Origin of the sequence: Xylanibacter ruminicola (assembly GCF_900142525.1) — a bacterium.
Classification (GTDB): Bacteria; Bacteroidota; Bacteroidia; order Bacteroidales; family Bacteroidaceae; genus Prevotella; species Prevotella ruminicola_A.
This window is the reverse complement of sequence record NZ_FRBD01000013.1, coordinates 39,362-58,831: the sequence shown is the minus strand read 5'-3', so window position 1 is coordinate 58,831 and position 19,470 is coordinate 39,362. Positions and strand designations below refer to the sequence as shown.

Genomic DNA, 19,470 nt, shown 5'->3' with positions numbered 1-19,470 from the left:
ATAATTGATAATTGATAATTATGAAAAAGTATTTATATATATGCATCGCTACGCTGGGTCTTACTGCTTGCAGTAGCGATTATCTGGATACCGCTCCTGAGGTTCAGATGGGTACATCTACCATTCTGAGCACTACCGATAATGCTGAGCTCTCGCTCAATGGCATCTGTCGCGCTATGTCTCAGAAGTATCTCGACACTCAGGGCATGAATGGCGAGGGTACTATCCTCAACTGGTATGGCACCTTTACTGGCAACGATGCCCAGAAGAGCAACCATACAAGTTGGGCCACCGTGTGGAACAACACCTATCATCTGCGTTCTACCAGTCCTTACGATTACTATCCCTGGTTCTATTACTATAAGCTGGTGAGCAATGCCAATGGTATTATCTGCAATATCGACAATGCCGAGGGTACTGAGGCCGATAAGGCTTTCCTCAAGGCTCAGGCTCTCACCTTCCGTGCTTACTCGTTCTTCCGTTTGGCTCAGCTCTATACCAAGCGCTGGAGCGACACCAAGGGCAGCACCGAGGGTATCGTATTGCGCATTGACGAGAGTACTGGCGACGCTCCTGTAGCCACTCAGGCCGAGACCTACGCTCAGATCTACAAGGATCTCGACGATGCCATTGCCCTCTACAAGCAGAGTGGCAAGTCGCGCACCAAGTTCTATAAGCCTGGTCTCGATGTGGCCTATGCCATCTATGCTAAGGCTGCCCTAACCCGCGAGGATTGGGAGAATGCTGCCAAGTATGCTGCTATGGCTCGCGAGGGTCATCCGCTGATGAGCAACAATGAGTATAGCGATGGGTTCCACACACCTAACGACGAGTGGATATGGGGTGTGTTCGAGGAAGAGAACCAGACTCTTGGCTACTATGGCTTCTATGCTTATATCGGTTCTAACTCCAGCTCTAGCAACTGCAAGAGCTATCCTGTAGCCATCAGCAAGGAACTCATCGACCAGATTCCTGCTAGCGATGTTCGTCGTAATCTGTTCCTTGTTCCTACTGATGCCGAGTATGCCGAGTGTGTGGCCTCAGGTCGTAGCACCAAGACTCTTTATAAGCGTGCATATGCCGATTATGCCGATCGTTTAGCTTCTGGCTCACTCATATTTGCTTACATGCAGTTTAAACTCATGGCCGAGTTTATGCCTGGTGGTGGTTCATTCCCCATTATCCGTGCTGCCGAGATGTATTATACTGAGGCCGAGGCTTATTGCCACCTCAATCAGGAGGCTAAGGCTCAGCAGCTGCTTTTCGAGGTGGTTAGTCCTCGCGATGCAGCTTATGCTCAAAGCACAAAGACGGGCGATGACCTCCTGGCTGAGATTAAGCTCTATCGTCGCTTCGACCTTTGGGGCGAGGGTAACGATTGGTTCGACTTCAAGCGTTGGGGCGATCCTATCGTCCGTAAGACCAAGGCCGAGGGTGGTAGTTTTATGACTAATTTTGCCGTTACCATCAATCCTGAAGACGGTAACGCCTGGACTTGGGTCATCCCTCAGAAGGAGACTGACTACAACGGCTTGCTTGACTAATCGCCATGGAAACTACATAAGCGGTGGTCCAGGCGGCTTGGAAATTAAATCCGCCTGTGATGCCATCGATGTCGAGCACTTCTCCAGCAAAATAAAGCTGGGGGAGTGTTTTTGCTTCCAGGGTGTTGGGGTTTATGCCTGAAAGGTCGATGCCGCCACACGTCACAAACTCATCCTTGAAAGCCGAACGCCCGGCTATCCGGTATTGGTCGTTGCACAGGGCGTTTGTCAGTCGGTTCAGTTCTTTTTGGTTCAGGTTCTGCCAACGGTTCTGGGCGCGCTCGCCAAGGGTTTTGGCCACCAGATAATCCCATAACCGACTGGGCAATCCAAAGGGCCTGATGGTGGCTATCTGTTTCTGCGGATGGCGGATGATGATCTCGCGCAGCTCCTGCTGTATCTCAGGCTCCTTCAGCGATGTCCAGTTCACAGCCAGTGGCATCTGGTAGTTGTGCTCATGCAGCTCGCGCGCAGCATAACTCGAGAGTTTGAGTATGGCTGGTCCGCTCATGCCCCAGTGGGTAATCAGCAGCGGTCCGCAGCTTTTAAACTTTGTGCCAGGTATCGATGCCGTTGCATCCTCAACCACCGTTCCCATCAGCGCCCTCAGCGCTTCGTCCTCAATACTGAATGTAAACAGCGATGGCACCGGGGAGACAATGCTCCCCTCCTTAAAGAGTAAGGAGGGGCTTGGGGTGGTTTGATTAGGCACGATGCCTTTTGGCATTCCACCCGTAGTAATCACCTTAAAATCATACTCCGCTAATTGCTCCAGCGATTCTATCTTGCATTGCGTCTTAATCTCCACGCCATGCCTTTTCGCCTCCGCCAAAAACATATTAATAATGGTGTGCGAATCTTGCGACATGGGGAACACACAGTTGTCCTCCTGCGTCACCAGTCTCACCCCGTGACGTTCAAACCACTCGTACGCGTCGCGATAGTCGAAGGTCTTGAATAGCCTTTTCAGCAGTCGGTGGCCTCGTGGGTACACCTGTTGCAGATCCGTCACTGCCTCAAACGAGTTGGTACAGTTACATCTTCCGCCACCCGATACCTCTACCTTTGCAAGCACCTTCTTCGATTCCTCAAAGATGGTTACCTGCATCTCGGGGCACATCTCCTTCAGGTTAATGGCCAGAAAAAATCCTGCCGCCCCTCCACCAACGATTGCTGTTTTCATTCTTTCTTTTTATTCTTTTACCGTAGGCTATACAATTACTTAAATGATTATCTTTCAATAAGAATACGTGCGTCAACGGCAACAACGTCTTTCTCGTCTGCCAGCAGCGGGTTGATATCCATCTCCTTGATCTCTGTGGCAAAGCGCAGCAGGGTAGACAGACGCACGATGATCTCAGCAAATTTCTGCTCGTTGATTCCCTTCTGGCCGCGCGTACCTTTCAGTATCTTGTAGCCACGCAGCGAGTGAATCATCGAGTAGGCCTCGGCATAACTTAGTGGCGCTAGTCCGCTCGATACGTCCTTCAGCACCTCAACGAATATGCCACCCAGTCCGCATAGTGTCACGTGGCCGAAGCGGGTTTCGTATTTCGCGCCTATAAACAGCTCGGTGCCCTTCAGCATCTTCTGTACCATCACGCCCGTTGCGCCCTTTATCTTCATCATGCGGTCAAACTCCAGTGCCAGATGCTCGGGTGTTCGTATGTTCAGTGTCACGCCGCCCACGTCGCTCTTATGTATGGGCCCTACCACCTTAGCCACCACGGGGAATCCCTCGCGCTCGGCAAAGGCTGTCAGTTCCTTTTTATCCTTCGATACCAACTCGGGCACCAGTGGTATGCCTGCGCACGATAGTATCTCGCGTACGGTCTGTGGCGATACGTAGCCGTTCTGCTCTATGCCGCTGATGATGATGTGCAGTCGTGGAAAGTCGATGCCATATAGCTGTACCTCGGGCGGTGCAGGTTTTGGCGTGCGCATGATTTGGCTTAGCGCTGTGGCCAGTGTCACCTCGTCGCTGAAGTTCACATGCCCCTTGCTCAAGAATTCTGCCACCTCGGGACCGGCAGTATGCAAGCTTGGCAATATGGGGAAGATAGGTTTTTTGCACTCACGTATCTTCTTGTCCAGCACGTCGTAGGCCTCGTAGAGCTGCGTCAGTCCAGGAGTGCCGTAAATCACGGCGATGGCATCTATCTCGTCAAATTTGTTTTCGCAATAATCTATCACCGTGCCCAGTTGCTCGGCCGTTCCTGTGGCCAGAAAGTCGATGGGGTTGGCCACTGATGAACCGGGGAACAGCTTCTCTTTCAGCTCGTCGGCCTCGGGCCCTTCTATCTTGGGCACGTTCAGTCCGCCTTTCGACAGCGCATCTGTAAGCATCACTCCAGGCCCACCCGCATGAGTAACAATCGCAAAGTTCTTTCCCTTCAGTTCGGGCAGGGTGAAGATGCATCCAACGGTAGTCAACTCCTCACGCGAAAAACAGCGCACTATTCCTGCCTTACGGAACAGAGCCTCTACAGCCGAGTCGCTCGATGCGATGGCGCCCGTATGGCTCGATGCCGCGCGGCTTCCGCTCTCGCTCGATCCTGCTTTGATAGCTGCTATGCGGCATCCCTTGCGTATCAGGTTGCTGGCGTGGTATAGCAGCTTGTCGGGGTTGCCTATGTTCTCTATATACAGCAGTTTCACCTTCGAGTCCTTTTCGGGGTCAAACTGGTCGTCCATATACTGCAACACGTCTTCTATGCCTATCTGCTTGCCGTTGCCAATGCTCCACACACTGTTAAACTGCAGACCTTTAATCACGGCACTCTCCAGAATGAATACCGCCGTAGCGCCCGATCCCGACACAAAGTCGACGCCCTGCGGGTTCAGTTTGGGTATGGGTAGTGTAAACACGCTGTGGTGGTTCCGATTCAGCAGTCCTATGCAGTTCGGACCTATCAGTGCCGCCCCGTATTTATCGCAGGTGTCCAGTATGCGTTGCTCCAGTTCGGCGCCCGCCTTGGTCTCCTCGCCGAATCCTGCCGAGATAATCACAAAGGCCTTTGTGCCCTTCTCTGCGCACAGATAGTCCACGTAGTCAGGACAGAACTTGGCTGCTACTACCAGCACTGCCAGCTCCGTCTGTGGTATCTCCTTTACATCGTGAAAGGCTTTTATTCCCTGCACTTCATCTTCCTTGGGGTTCACAATGTGCAGGTCGCCACCGAAACCACCATTCTTAATATTACGCACAATAGACCCACCGGGCTTATGCACGTTGTTAGAGCCGCCAATCACGACGATGCTCTTCGGATTCAATAATTGTTGGTTAATCATATTGCAAAGATACGAATAAACGAGCAAAAAACCAAATTTTATTTGAGTTTTTTTTAGGGCAACAGAAACGTAACTTTTGCCACACAGAAACGTAACTTCTGATGGTTAAAAGTTACGTTTCTGTGTTTTTTTGTTTAGATGTTTAGAAGTTTAGATGTTTAGATTTTTAAGGAATTTATCTCAAGTAGGAATATTCAAAAACACCTCTATTTTAATATTATATTATAATATAATATTAAAATAGGTTATAACGGCTATATATTCATCACCCCGTAATCTCAATAAAAAACACAGAAAATCTAAACATCTAAACATCTAAACTTCTAAACTTGATAGAAATAAAGTACACAAAAGGGACTTTGCAAGCAAAGCGGCAAAGCCGAGCGCCTTTTGTGTACTTATCGCGATATTACATCACTTCGCCTTCGTTGCTGATTTCTTCGGCAGGATCGTCGTATAGCTGAAGGCTGCGGTTGCTTGAACGCCCACGCCGAAACAGACGTGAGCAACATTACGAGCAACGTCATGGCTGCTCGACAAAAAATGGATGTAAATTTCATTTCATTATTATTTTTTTACTATGCTTTCTTATTTTTCGGCCGCAAAATTACAAAGAATTTTTGAAATAAGGTGTTCAAAAATCGCAAATGGTGTTAGAAAATCCACAATTAGGTGTTAAAAAGGCCACGTTTTTAACACCTTCGCCCCAAAAAAACGAAAAAAAGTACACAAAAAGAACCGTCCCTTTTGTGTATTGAAAAAAATAAGTTACCTTTGCAGAAATATTAAATGCGTAACACGTATGAAGAGACTTCTATTGATAACTATAGCTTTGATCATGCCTATGTTCATATTCGGACAATCGTATTCGGTGCTCTGGAAGAAGGTTTCGGAGGCCGAAGAGAAAGATCTGCCCAAGACGCAGTATGAGGTGCTACAGCAGATAGTGAACAAGGCTCAGAAGGAGAAGCAATACGGACAGCTGCTCAAGGCGGAACTGATGGGGGCACAGACGATGGCCGCCATAGCGCCCGACTCGCTGAAGCCTGAAGTAGATCGCATTGTAGCGCGATACAACCAGGCGCAGGATGCGGTGCTGAAGCTGGTGTACCAGACGGTGCTCTACCAGATAGGAAGTGAGCAAGCCAACTTGAAACTGGATGTGAAGAAACCGCAACTAACGCCCGAGGTGTGCAAGCTGCTAGCTAAGACCAAGCAGGGCAGCTACGAGCCGTTTGTGGTGCTGGGCGAAGATGCAGCGGTGTTTGGCAACGACATGCTGAGCGTGATAGGCGGTGAGCTGGAAGAAATCAAGGTGCTGCGCGACTACTATGCCAGCGCGGGCAACCAGAAGGCGGTGAGCCTGCTAGATGCCAACCTGGCCGTGCAGGCGTATCACCAACTGCCATACACCACGACTGCGGCCGAGCGCATAGCCTACATAGATGATGCCATAGAGAAGTGGGGCAAGTGGACGCTCATCAATGAGCTGCGCAATGCCAGGCAGCAGCTGACGAACCCACAATTCAGTCTGGCTTACGACCTGACGGTAGCTCGTCCGATGCAATCGCAGAAAGTGGCGCTGAAGGAGTTGCGCCATCTGTCGCAGCTCACCATGACGGTATACCCCGTGAAATGCCAGGGCGACATCGAAGAGACGCCATCGACCGAGAAGGGCTGGAGTAAAATCTGCACGCTGTTGGGGCAGCCGGTAATCAGCGAGACCAAGCAGCTGGGTGCGCATGCCGACTACGAGCTGTTTGAGGATTCGATGACGCTGGCAGGACTGCCAGTGGGCATGTATCTGGTGGAGTTTAAAACCAATCCTGCCACCGAGGTGGTGCGCACGCTGTATCACGTAACCGATATGTTTACCATCGCCGAGACGCAGCCTAACGGCAGAATACGCTATGTGGTGGTGAACGCTACAACAGGACAGCCCATAGCTGGCGCCAAGCTGAAGATTAAGGAACGCATAAGCTATCGCAACGAGAAAAACTATCTTGGCGAGACCAATGCCAAGGGCGAGTTCTTCTTCCCCACAGACGACGTGACGCGCAACCGCAGCGTGTTTGCCTATACCAACGACGATAAGGCGGGCGTAGTGTTGAGCGGCTCAGGGCGATATGTATACTACGATGCCGATCGCGTGATGCAGCAGACGGTGATTTTTACCGATCGCAGCATCTATCGCCCAGGGCAGACGGTGCATGCCTCGGCCATGGCCTATCAGGTGGTTCACGGCACAGAACAGACTGTTTGCTCGAAGAAACCCATGAAGTTTACACTGCTGGATGCCAACTACAAGACGGTGGCCGAGAAGGAGGCAGAGACCGACGAGATGGGTGTGGCTGCCGTAGACTTTACATTGCCACAGACGGGGCTTACGGGCTGGTTTACCGTCCTGGTGAACAACAACTCGCAGCGCATACGTGTAGAGGAGTACAAGCGCCCCACATTCCACGTGGACTTTGACGAATATAAGGAGGCCTACAAGGCTGGCGACACCATCAGTGTGAAGGGTACGGCGATGAACTATGCCGGTGTGCCCGTACAGGATGCCAAGGTGAGCTATAAGGTGATGCGTCGCATGGCCTTCTGGTGGTACGATTACAATCGTTATTACGAAGAGGGCACCTTCGGCTACAGTTCGAATGGCGACGAGATATATAGCGGCGAGGCAGCCACCGATGCCGATGGAAACTTTACGGTGCAGATGCCGCTGACCATGCCCGAGACCAAGCACACCATGTTCTACAACTTTGTGGTGATGGCCGATGTGACCGATGGGGCAGGCGAAACGCATAACGGACAGCTATCGTTGCCACTGGGCAATCGCAAGACAGCACTAAGCATCGACATAGCCGACAAGGTGCTGATAGAGGATAACCCCACAGCCACCTTCCACGTGCGCAATGCCGCTGGAAAGGATATCGACACAGAGGTGCATTATCGCGTAGACGGAGGCGAGTGGCAAACGGTGAAAGCCAATAGTGCACAGGCATTAGGTGCGTTTGCAACTGGTAAGCACACCGTCGAAGCTGCCTACGAGGATCAGACCGTAGAGCGCACTTTCATCATCTTCTCACTTAATGATCAGCGCCCTGTGGCTGAAACGGACGACTGGTTCTACCAGAGCGCAACGCAGTTCCCCAACGATGGTACACCAGTAACCATCCAGGTGGGTTCGTCGGCTCAGGATGTGCATATCGTGTACGGCATCTTTGCGGGTAAGAAACTGATAGAGCAGGGTTCGGTAGAGCGCAGCAACCAACTGATAAACCGCAAGTTTACTTATAAAGATGAATACGATACCGGACTGCTGATAACCTATGCCTGGGTGAAGAACGGCCATTGCTACACGCATTCGGCAAGGATTCAACGCCCCATGCCTGATAAGAAGCTGAAGCTGGAGTGGGCTACCTTCCGCAACCGTCTGACGCCCGGACAGAAGGAGGAGTGGACGCTGACCATCAAGGATGCCAGCGGCAAGCCTGTGAATGCTAACCTGATGGCTACACTCTACGACCAGAGTCTGAACCAGATAGCCAAGCATCAATGGCAGTTTATGCCTTATCTGTGGATACAACTGCCCTTTACTGCGTGGACGTATGTTCCTCGTGAGCAATTCTCACGTTTCGGTTCACGTTCGTGGAAGGCACTCGACTATGATATGATCAGCTTCAGCCGTTTCGACCACGATGTATATCCACAATACTATCGCACATTTGGCTATCGCGGCTCAAGAATGAAACTGGGTGCGCGAAATATCGGCCTGGAGGATGGTGTGATGATGCTTGAATCGGCACCTGCTATGGTGGCTGCACCAATGGCTAAGAATGCGGATGCCAAAGTGTTTGATGTGGTAGAGACTGCCGATGTTGACATTGCCGAAGCACCTGCTGTGGCCGAAGACGAGAAGCAGACAGAAGATATCCAGATTCGCGAAAACCTGAACGAAACCGCCTTCTTCTATCCACAGCTGACTACCGATATGAACGGTCGTGTGGCCATTAAGTTCACCCTGCCCGAGAGCTTGACTACCTGGCAGCTGCTGGGCTTTGCCCACACACGCGAACTCTATTACGGACTGATTGAGGCCGAGGCGGTGGCTAAGAAGGACGTGATGATTCAGCCCAACGTGCCACGCTTTATCCGCGAGGGCGACGAGGCCACCATATCGGTCCGTGTGATGAATACGGGCGAGAAGGCCGTTAAGGGCACAGCACGCCTGGTACTGATCAATGCTGAGACCAACGCCACCATCTACGAGAAGACTCAAAGCGTAAGCCTGAAAGCAGGCGAAACGCGGCCTGTGGCATTTGATATTAACACTGCTGGCTATGAGCCAACGATGTTAATATGCAAGATGAGCATCAGCGGAAAGGGATACTCTGACGGCGAGCAGCACTATCTGCCCGTGCTGCCTGCTAGCGAGCGCATCACAGTGGCTCTGCCTATCACCCAGCACAAGCCTGGTACAGAGACCATCGACCTGACAAAGCTGGTGCCTGCTGATGCCAAGAACGCTAAGCTCACGCTGGAGTACACCAACAACCCCGTGTGGCTGATGGTTCAGGCGCTGCCTTCGGTAGGCTCGCCCAATGAGGATAATGCCATCTCGCTGGCTGCATCGTACTATGCCAACGGAATAGGCAAATACATCATCGATCAGAATCCACAAATCAAGCCCGTATTCGAGCTATGGAAGCAGCAGGAGAATAATGCACAATTAAAAATTAACAATTCACTTTCATCGCAGTTGCAGAAGAACGAAGATTTGAAAAATCTCGTTCTGAGCGAGACGCCTTGGGTGATGGATGCTGACAACGAGACGGAGCAGAAGCACCGCATGGCCGACTTCTTTGACGAGAACCTGATGAACAACCGACTGGATAAGTGCATCGAGAAACTGACGAAACTCCAGTTGGGCGACGGCTCGTGGACATGGTATCCAGGCATGCCGGGATCGTTTTATATGACCGTGGCCGTGAGCGAGATGCTGGTTCGTCTGAATGCACTTACTGAAAAGCAGAGCGGTACCGCCAAGATGCTGAATAGCGCCTTCGGATTTATGGGACGGGAGATAGTAGACTTGGTGAAGGAACTGAAGAAGGCCGAGAAGAAAGGTGAGACCGTGACATTCCCCAGCTATAAGGCTCTGCAGTGGCTCTACCTGGTAACGCTCGATGGCAGGAAACTGCCTACTGAGGTTCAGACAGCCAACAGCTATCTGATAGAGTTGCTGAAGAAGGACATCAAGCGCCAGAGCATCTACGACAAGGCCCTCTCGGCCGTTATCTTCCAGAAGCTGGATGCCCAGCGCGCTCAGGAGTACGCCCAGTCGCTGAAGGAGTACACCGTATTCCGCGAGGAGATGGGTCGCTACTACGACACACCGCGTGCCGGCTACTCTTGGTTCGACTATAAGATTCCTACACAGAGTATCGCCATCGAGGCACTACAGGCTATCACGCCAAACGACTTCGAGACCATCGACGAGATGCAGCGCTGGTTGCTCCAGCAGAAGCGCACGCAGGCGTGGGATACACCTATCAACAGCGTGAACGCCGTGTATGCCTTCCTGAAGGGACAGGAGTTCCGACTGGTTCAGAATCAGAAGATGGCTACCATCAACCTGGATGTGAAGACTGTGCCCCTGCCCAAGGCTACTGCGGCTATTGGCTATGTAAAGACCGAGCTGCCTAAGGGCAAGCGACTCACCATCCGCAAGACCAGCGATGGCACATCGTGGGGAGCCGTCTACGCCCAGTTCTTCCAGCCCGCCAAGAACGTGGCTGATACAGGTAGCGGCCTAAGCATCAAGCGGGAGATTATCGCTAGCAAAACTAGTCAGGCTTGTTCTGCTAGCCTGCTAGTAGGCGATCGTATCCGCGTCCGCCTCACCATCACTGCCGATCGCGACTACGACTTTGTGCAGGTGGTAGATAAGCGTGCTGCCTGCATGGAGCCCGTAAAGCAGTTGAGTGGCTATCATCATGGAGGTTATATCACCCCGCGCGATAACACCACTTGCTACTTCTACGACATGCTGTCGAAGGGTACACATGTGATAGAGACCGAGTATTATATCGATCGCCCAGGAACCTACGAGACGGGTACCGCCACCGTAGAGTGTGCCTATAGTCCGGAATTCCGCGCCGTTACAAAGTCGGAGACGTTAAACATTCTTGGCAAGCCAAGCGGCGAAGCCGAGCGAAAGATTAATTATTAAACATTAAATAATAAAGATGAATAGAAAGTTTCTTATCATAGTATTCTCGTTCCTCGTTACTCCTTTCTCGTTCCTCGAGGCTAATGCTCAGCGTTTAACGGTTAAGAACACCACCGTAGATGTGGGAGCTACGGGCTACGAACAGCCCGTGACGGCTACGTTTGAACTACGTAACAAAGGCTTGCGCCGATTGGTGATAGAAAGTGTGAAACCCGATTGCGGTTGTACCAGTGTGGAGTTTCCCAAGGAGGTGGGCATAGGCGATAAGTTTGTTATCAGAATGACCTACGATGCCCGCCAGCTGGGCCACTTCCAGAAGATGTGTCAGGTTAAGAGCAATGGCACCAAGAAACCCTTCTACCTCACCATGAAGGGTGTGGTGAAGACCGATATGCGCGACTATTCGGGCGAGTATCCTATTGCCATGGGCGACCTGTTGCTGGATGCCGATGCCATTGAGTTCGACGATGTGAACAAAGGCGATGTGCCTGTTAAGGAGATACATATATTTAATAATGGTAAGAAGGCCATGCGTCCTAACCTGATGCATCTGCCTGCTTATCTGACGGCTATCACCAGTCCCGACCATCTGTTGCCAGGACGTTCGGCCACCATCACCGTGAAGTTGCTATCGGATAAGCTTCGCGACTACGGATTGACTAAGACCACCCTCTACGTGGCTCATAACCCAGGCGACAAGGTGAGTCAGGATCGTGCCATTGAAGTGGCTACGGTGCTGCTGCCCGATATGAAGCAGTTTGAGAAGACCAACAAGGCGCTGGCACCTGTGTTGAATATGTCGGAGACGGATGTTGACTTTACCGATTTTGGTGGCAAACCCAAGAAGTCGGCTACCGTTACGCTGACGAATGAGGGTCAGTCGCCACTCAAGATTTCTTCGCTCCAGCTCTTTACGGCCGGACTGAAGGTAACCCTCTCGAAGAGTGAGATAGCACCAGGTCAGAGCACTCATCTGAAGATTACAGGAACAGCTGCCGAGCTCCAGAAGCTGCGCACTCGTCCACGTATACTCATGATTACCAACGATCCCGACCACGCCAAGGTGGTAGTTAACATCAAACTGAGGTAATTATGAATTGTGAATTATGAATTATGAATTGAAAATATGGAACATCCAGAGAATAGCTCAGAATATGCAGGTTTGCAGGTGAACAGTGGGGTAGAGCAGCCCAGTATCATCAACCCCTATCTGAATCGCAATCGTTTCCGCCGTCGTGAACTCTCTGTGGCCGATATGGTAGAGGGTATCGTCAAGGGCGATGTCACCATCCTATCGCAGGCAGTGACGCTCATAGAGAGTGTGAACCCAGATCATCAGGCCAAGGCGCAAGAGGTGATCAACAAGTGTCTGCCCTATAGCGGCAACAGCATCCGCATTGGTATCAGTGGTGTGCCAGGAGCGGGCAAGAGTACCTCGATAGATGAGTTTGGCATGCATGTTCTGCGCGAAAAGGGCGGCAAACTGGCCGTACTGGCTATCGACCCCAGTAGCGAGCGCACCAAGGGATCCATCCTTGGAGATAAAACGCGTATGGAGAAGCTGTCGCAGCATCCATCATCGTTTATTCGCCCTAGTCCATCAGCAGGTTCGCTGGGTGGTGTGGCGCGCAAGACCCGTGAGACCATCATTCTGTGCGAGGCCGCTGGTTTCGACAAGATATTTGTGGAGACCGTGGGTGTGGGACAGAGTGAGACGGCCTGCCACTCGATGGTAGACTTCTTCCTGCTGATACAGGTGGCTGGTACGGGCGATGAGTTGCAGGGCATTAAGCGCGGTATCATGGAGATTAGCGATGGTATCGTCATCAACAAGTGCGATGGCGATAATGTGGATCGTTGCCACATGGCGGCCACCAACTTCCGTAATGCGCTACACTTCTTCCCCATGCCCGATAGTGGTTGGACGCCTAAGGTGCTATGCTATAGCGGATTCTACGGTACGGGTGTGAAGGAGATATTCGACATGATTTACGAGTATGTGGACTTTGTGAAGGCCAACGGCTATTTCGACTATCGTCGCAACGAGCAGTCGAAGTACTGGATGTATGAGAGCATCAACGAGCACTTGCGCCTGAACTTCTACAACAACCCCGCCATCAAGGCTCAGCTCGCAGCTGCCGAGGCCACCGTGCTGGCAGGACAGAAAACCAGCTTCGTAGCCGCCCAGGATTTGCTGGATGAATACTTCGAATTATTAAGAAAATAGGAATGGAAAGGAAGCTAAAAGGAAGTTATGTCCCTTCAATTCCCTTTAACTTCTCTTCAATTCCCGTTAACTTCAAAAATATGATACAGATAGAAATAGATAACGGTAGTGGATTCTGCTTTGGAGTGACTACTGCCATTAAGAAAGCCGAAGAAGAGCTAGCCAAGGGCGAAAAGCTTTATTGTCTCGGCGATATTGTGCATAATGGCCGTGAGTGCGACCGTCTGCGCGAGATGGGACTCATCACCATCAATCACGATGAAATGCAACAACTGCACAATGCCAAGGTGCTGCTTCGTGCTCATGGTGAACCACCTGAGACCTACGAGTTGGCTCGCAAGAACAATATCGAGATTATTGATGCTACATGCCCTGTGGTGCTGAAACTGCAGAAGCGCATCAAGGAGCAGTATGAGATATCTCGCACCCCCGCACCTTCGCACCCCCGCACCTCCGCCCAAATCGTCATCTTCGGAAAGAAAGGACACGCTGAGGTGCTGGGACTGGTGGGTCAGACGCAATCGAACGCCATTGTGATAGAGAGTAGCGACGAGGTGACTAAGCTCGATTTCTCGCGCGATATCTACCTCTATTCGCAGACCACGAAGTCGCTCGATGAGTTTAATCGTATCATCGATTATATCCAGACGCACATATCGCCTGAGGCTACATTTAAGAGCTTCGACACCATCTGTCGCTCAGTGGCCAACCGCATGCCCAACATCTCGCAGTTTGCCACCAAGCACGATCTGGTGCTCTTTGTGTGTGGTCGCAAGAGTTCAAACGGCAAAGTGCTCTATAACGAGTGTCTGCGTGTGAATCCCAATACCCATCTCATCGAAGATCCTCAGGAGATTGAGCCCGCTTGGCTCGATGGAATCCAGAGTGTAGGCATCTGCGGAGCCACCAGCACACCACGCTGGTTGATGGAGCAGTGTCGAGATGCCATCCTTAATATGCAACAGTGATGAAGATTAGTGTATCTAACGAGATTTCGTCTGTATGCCCCACATTTGTGGGCGCGTGTGTAGAGGCTAGAGTAGTAAACACCCTTTATAACGACCGCTTGTGGAATGCTATCCATGAAGTAGAACAACGCCTCCGTCAGGAACTGACCTTTGATAGTGTAAAAGCCTTGCCGTCTATCGCCGCCACGCGTGCGGTATATAAACTATGTGGTAAGGATCCGTCGCGCTATCGTCCTGCCTCCGAGCAGCTCATACGTCGCATGCTTCAGGGCAAGGAGCTGTATCAGATTGATACGCTGGTAGACCTTGTGAACCTGGCCTCGATAGCCTATGGCTATAGCATTGGTGGGTTTGATGCCGATAAGTTTGTGGGTGATGAACTGGTGCTGGGTGTTGGTAAAGAGGGCGAGCCATACGAGGGAATCGGTCGTGGCATGCTTAATATAGCCGGACTGCCCGTGTATCGCGATGCTCAAGGCGGTGTTGGAACGCCTACCAGCGATAACGAGCGCACTAAGATTACGCTGGGCACCACCCACTTGGTGGTATTGATAAATGGCTACGACGGCTGCGAAGAGCGCGTCATAGCCAATGCTCAATATATCCAGAATCTGCTCATCGACTATGCTAAGAGCGATGGCGGAACGGTTACTATCTATCGTGGTTAAAAGTCAGGCATCGGCAAAAACCTTGCCGTCGTCGAGGGTTATCTGCAGTTTGGTATACTCGCAGTGGAAATCGTTCTGCAAGCGGTCCAGATAGCGGGCGCTCTCCCATTTGCACATGGGTAGGTCGTGCAGCAAGTAGTTGCCACAAGCCTCTGGGCGGGTAGCAGGAACCTCCGTCTGTGTGAGAATCCATTTGAGGCACTCGATGGTGAGACGGCGCATATCCTCGACGGTGTATGAGCCCGTCATGATGATGTACATGCCTGTAAGACAGCCCATTGGGCCTACGTAAACCACATCGTCCTTAGCCTCGCTATTGCGGAACCAAGTGGCCATCAGGTGCTCCAGACTATGCATAGCTGCTGGGGCAACGGCGGGCTCCTGATTAGGCTCGGTGATACGCAGGTCGAATGTGGTGAAACCCTTATCCTCGCGCGATACATAGATGCCCGGCTTGAGGTGGGTGTGATCGATGGTGAAACTCTGTATGACTTCCATTTATATAAATTGATAATTAAAGGCTTTCGATGAAGGCCTTGGTGACGTTGAATGAGTTCTGGGCGATGGTGCTCCAGAAATCGTGATACTGCGATGCATCGGTATCGCGCAAGGGGATATCGCTGATAACGCGGAACGAGATGAATGGTACCTTATATATATGGCATACTTGAGCGATGGCGCACGACTCCATGTCGACAGCCTTTGCCTCGGGGAAGTGACCTACAATCTCGCGCATCTTATCCTTAGAATCCACAAACCAGTCGCCTGTGACTATCAATCCTGGCTTTGCCCCCGTCTCTAATGCTTTTTGCAACAGGTATGGGTCGGCCTGATAACGGGCTGGGAGGCCTTGAACCTGACCAAAAATGGTGGTATCATCGATGGCACTACCGCAATAAACATCGTGGTAGGTGAGTTCTGAACTAACCACTACATCCTGCAGGTTGATATCGTCGCCATTACCACCAGCACATCCGCTCGAAATAATGCAGTCGGGCTTATACTGGCGAATCATCTCTACAGCCTGAATGGCGGCATTAACGGTGGCTATTCCGCTCTTTTGCAGAATCACCTTGTCTTCGGGGAATAATGGACGGAGCTGTTGCAGTTCCTTGTCCATTGCTACAATCATTCCTATTTTCATATTCACTATTCGTTATTCACTCTTCGTTGTCTAAGTGCTTCATACATGAGGATGGCAGCTGAAACGCTGACGTTCAGCGAGTCGAGGCGCCCCAACATGGGTATGCGGATATGGGCATCGGCTGCTTGGCGCCATTGGTTGGTGAGTCCTGTCGACTCGGTGCCCATCACGATGGCTGTGGCGGGGCGCATATCGTAGTCGTAATACTCGTACGAATCCTGTAGTTGCGCAGTCAGAATCTTGATGCCGCGCTCTTTGAGGAATGCGATACACTCCTGCGATGTGCATACAGCCGTAGGAACGCTGAACACCCCACCTATGCTGGCACGAATCAGGTTGGGGTTATACATATCGGTCAGTGGGTCGCACACGATGACGGCATCTACTCCCGAAGCCTCGGCACTACGTAGCACGGCTCCCAAGTTGCCTGGTTTCTCCACGCTCTCCAAGATCACAATCAGTGGATTCTCCTTCAGTTGCAGCTTGGCAAGCGAGTGCTCCTTGCACTTAGCTACGGCAATCATACCTTCGGTACTACCGCGATAGGCCATCTTCTCGTAAACGTTAGGGGATACCATCGTGGTATTCTCGCGCCCACGCGCCTCCGTGCCTTCGCACTCCCGACAAAACTCCTCTACGATTTCGTAGCCACACTCACGACAATGCTCTATTTCGCGTTGGCCCTCTACTACGAAGAGCCCCTCCTCACGGCGGAGCGATGACTTCTGCTGGAGGGCTACTACGTGTTTTATTCTGGCGTTCTGTACGCTTGTAATTATCGTTTCTTCCATATTTTGCTGCAAAGATACTAAAAAATTGATAATTGACAACTTATAATTGATAATTATTTCGTAATTTTGCAGGCAAATTAATAAACTTGCAAGTTATGACATTACTGAAAAAATGGCTGCCCGATGTGTTGGCAGTATTATTGTTTGCCGTTCTGGCTTTCGCTTATTTCTTCCCTGCTGATATCGAGGGGCGCATACTGTATCGTCACGATGCGTCGGCAGGAAGAGGTGCAGGACAGGAGGGAGTAGAGTATCTGCAGAAGACGGGCGAGCGCAGTCGCTGGACTAACGCCTTGTTCGGAGGTATGCCTACCTACCAGATGGCACCATCGTATAAATCTACTGATAAACTGAGTACCATGACAAAGATATATCATCTGTTCTTGCCTGAGAACGTGTGGTATGTGTTTGCCTACCTGCTGGGATTCTATATCCTGCTGCGCGCGTTCGACTTCCGTCAGCATCTGGCAGCATTGGGCTCCATCATCTGGGCGTTCAGCACCTACTTCCTCATTATCATTGCTGCCGGACACATCTGGAAGGTGTGGGCTTTGGCCTATCTGCCACCAATGATAGCGGGTATCGTGCTGGCTTATCGAGGCAAATACCTGTGGGGATTCCTGCTCACAGCCATCTTTACGGCTTTCGAGATTAATGCCAACCACGTGCAGATGACATATTACTATCTGTTCATCATCCTGGCGATGGTAATAGCTTGGCTGGTGGATGCCATCCGCAAGAAGGAGTACGTGCATTTTGCCAAGGCCACAGGTGCGTGTATCGCTGGTGCTGCCATTGGTGTGTGTATCAACCTGAGTAACCTCTACCACACCTGGCAGTACGGTCAGGAGTCTATGCGTGGTAAGAGCGAGTTAGTTAAGAAGAATTCGAGCAACCAGACCAGCAGCGGCCTGGAGCGTGACTATATCACCCAGTGGAGCTACGGTGTCGACGAAACCTGGACACTGCTGGTGCCTAACACCAAGGGAGGCGCATCAGTACCCATGTCGGAGAGCAAGATTGCTATGGAAAAAGCCGATCCTACCTACGAGAGCATCTACCAGCAGATAGGTCAGTACTGGGGCGAGCAGCCTGGAACCAGTGGCCCTGTTTACGTGGGCGCCTTTGTCATGATGCTCTTCATCCTGGGCTTGTTCATTGTTAAGGGCCCCATGAAGTGGGCTTTGCTGGCAGTAACCATTCTGTCGATACTCCTGTCGTGGGGTAAGAACTTCATGGGATTCACCGATTTCTTCCTCGACTATGTGCCCATGTACGCCAAGTTCCGTACCGTGGCTTCGATATTGGTAATAGCCGAGTTCACCATCCCATTGTTGGCCATGATGGCGCTCAAGAAGTTCCTCGACGAGCCCGAGCAGATGAAACCCCGCATGAAGCTTGTGGGCATCTCGTTCCTGCTTACGGGTGGCATCGCCCTGTTGTTTGCCGTAGCGCCATCCATGTTCTTCGATAGCTTTATCTCATCGAGCGAGATGCGTGCTTTGAGCACCCTGCCTCAGGAGCATATCGCACCGCTTACAAGCAATCTCATCGAGATGCGCAAGGCCGTGTTTACAGCCGATGCCATGCGCTCGTTCTATATCATTCTGGCTGGTACGGGCATCCTGCTGGCCATGAGCTTCGGCAAACTCAAGAAGGAGTATGGCGTGGGCATTATCCTGGTACTCTGTCTGGTTGACCTTTGGCAGGTGAACAAGCGCTATCTGAACGACGAGATGTTTGTGCCCCAGAGTGAGCGTGAAGCACCACAGCAGATGTCGCAGACCGATGAGCAGATTCTGAAGGATAAGACGCTCGACTATCGTGTGCTGAACTTGGCATCGAACACCTTCAACGAGAACGAGACATCTTATTATCATAAGAGTATCGGAGGCTACCATGCCGCTAAGCTGCGTCGTTATCAGGAGATGATAGAGCAATACATCAACCCCGAGATGCAGGCCCTGGCGGGTGCTGTAGCTGAGGCTGGTGGTGATATGACTCAGGTGAAGGGCGATAGCATCTGGCCTGTACTCAATATGCTTAATACACGTTACTTTATATACCCGCTTCAGGGTGGTCAGACGGTTCCCTTGCAGAACCCATACGCTCTTGGAAATGCGTGGTTTGTAGATAAAGTGAGCTATGCCAAGAATGCCAACGAGGAGATTCTGAAGGTGGGCAAGATCGACCTGCGCCACGAGGCTGTGGCTGATGAGAAGTTCCAGGCTCAGCTTGGCGAGAGTACTGCTCAAGACACACTGAGCATGGTAACTATCAAGACCTACGAGCCCAACCAGCTTACCTACGAGGTTAACTCGGGTAAGGGTGGTGTCATCGTCTTCTCTGAGATTTATTATCCTGGTTGGACGGCTACCATCGATGGCGAGCCTGCTGAGTTGGGTAGGGTAGACTATATCCTGCGAGCTCTTAGCATAAAACCAGGTAAGCATGAGGTTGTTCTCAGCTTCTTCCCCAAGTCGGTCGATACTACTGAGACGATTGCCAATGTCGCCTACGTCATCTTGTTGTTAGTACTCGCAGGCGCATTGTTCATGGCGTATCGCCGCCGCAAGAATGTTCAATGATCAATGTTCAATGT

Annotated in this window: 12 protein-coding genes; 7 read left to right on the top strand and 5 right to left on the bottom strand. The window is 51.3% G+C overall.

All coding sequences use genetic code 11. From position 1 onward, the window contains the following. The first annotated feature begins 20 nt into the window (after positions 1 to 20). Positions 21 to 1,544 carry a RagB/SusD family nutrient uptake outer membrane protein gene (locus BUB86_RS09495; protein ID WP_073208804.1) on the top strand — a complete coding sequence of 508 codons (1,524 nt, stop codon included), beginning with the start codon at positions 21 to 23 and terminating at the stop codon, positions 1,542 to 1,544. On the opposite strand, the gene BUB86_RS09490 is transcribed toward BUB86_RS09495, so the two are convergent. Both BUB86_RS09490 and BUB86_RS09485 read right to left on the bottom strand, forming a co-directional pair. Continuing rightward, on the bottom strand, positions 1,501 to 2,727 hold the full coding sequence (locus BUB86_RS09490; RefSeq protein ID WP_073208802.1) for an NAD(P)/FAD-dependent oxidoreductase: 1,227 nt from the start codon (positions 2,725 to 2,727) through the stop codon (positions 1,501 to 1,503). The two genes, BUB86_RS09495 and BUB86_RS09490, sit on opposite strands and share 44 nt — an antisense overlap. 47 nt (positions 2,728 to 2,774) lie before the next feature. Beyond that, positions 2,775 to 4,835 (bottom strand): acetate--CoA ligase family protein, encoded by a 2,061-nt coding sequence (locus tag BUB86_RS09485; RefSeq protein WP_073208800.1) that lies wholly within the window; start codon positions 4,833 to 4,835, stop codon positions 2,775 to 2,777. 802 nt (positions 4,836 to 5,637) lie between these two features. Here BUB86_RS09485 and BUB86_RS09480 point away from each other — a divergent pair. The 5 genes from BUB86_RS09480 (at position 5,638) to BUB86_RS09460 (ending at position 14,933) form a co-directional block, all read left to right on the top strand. Then, positions 5,638 to 11,070 (top strand): alpha-2-macroglobulin family protein, encoded by a 5,433-nt coding sequence (locus tag BUB86_RS09480; RefSeq protein ID WP_073208798.1) that lies wholly within the window; start codon positions 5,638 to 5,640, stop codon positions 11,068 to 11,070. Between the two features lie 16 nt (positions 11,071 to 11,086). After that, on the top strand, positions 11,087 to 12,160 hold the full coding sequence (locus BUB86_RS09475) for a DUF1573 domain-containing protein (protein WP_073208796.1): 1,074 nt from the start codon (positions 11,087 to 11,089) through the stop codon (positions 12,158 to 12,160). A gap of 36 nt (positions 12,161 to 12,196) precedes the next feature. Continuing rightward, on the top strand, positions 12,197 to 13,297 hold the full coding sequence (gene meaB / locus BUB86_RS09470) for a methylmalonyl Co-A mutase-associated GTPase MeaB (protein WP_073208794.1): 1,101 nt from the start codon (positions 12,197 to 12,199) through the stop codon (positions 13,295 to 13,297). An 80-nt stretch (positions 13,298 to 13,377) separates the two neighbouring features. Continuing rightward, entirely contained in the window at positions 13,378 to 14,265 is an 888-nt protein-coding gene (locus BUB86_RS09465; protein WP_073208914.1) for a 4-hydroxy-3-methylbut-2-enyl diphosphate reductase, read from the top strand. Beyond that, positions 14,265 to 14,933, top strand: a complete 669-nt coding sequence (locus BUB86_RS09460) for a B3/4 domain-containing protein (RefSeq protein WP_073208792.1) — start codon at positions 14,265 to 14,267, stop codon at positions 14,931 to 14,933. Before BUB86_RS09465 ends, BUB86_RS09460 begins: the two co-directional genes overlap by 1 nt. A 3-nt stretch (positions 14,934 to 14,936) precedes the next feature. Here BUB86_RS09460 and BUB86_RS09455 read toward each other — a convergent pair whose 3' ends face one another. The 3 genes from BUB86_RS09455 to BUB86_RS09445 are packed head-to-tail and all read right to left on the bottom strand — an operon-like array spanning position 14,937 to position 16,868. Beyond that, positions 14,937 to 15,431 (bottom strand): S-ribosylhomocysteine lyase, encoded by a 495-nt coding sequence (locus BUB86_RS09455; RefSeq protein WP_073208790.1) that lies wholly within the window; start codon positions 15,429 to 15,431, stop codon positions 14,937 to 14,939. Between the two features lie 16 nt (positions 15,432 to 15,447). Further along, a complete protein-coding gene (gene mtnN / locus BUB86_RS09450) occupies positions 15,448 to 16,077 on the bottom strand; it encodes a 5'-methylthioadenosine/S-adenosylhomocysteine nucleosidase (RefSeq protein WP_073208912.1) in 630 nt (209 codons plus the stop codon). Between the two features lie 5 nt (positions 16,078 to 16,082). Beyond that, complete coding sequence (locus BUB86_RS09445; protein ID WP_073208787.1) at positions 16,083 to 16,868, bottom strand: TrmH family RNA methyltransferase; 786 nt, start codon at positions 16,866 to 16,868, stop codon at positions 16,083 to 16,085. A 95-nt stretch (positions 16,869 to 16,963) separates the two neighbouring features. Between BUB86_RS09445 and BUB86_RS09440 the strand changes: the two genes are divergently transcribed. Continuing rightward, entirely contained in the window at positions 16,964 to 19,456 is a 2,493-nt protein-coding gene (locus BUB86_RS09440; protein WP_073208785.1) for a YfhO family protein, read from the top strand. The last annotated feature ends 14 nt before the right edge of the window (positions 19,457 to 19,470 follow it).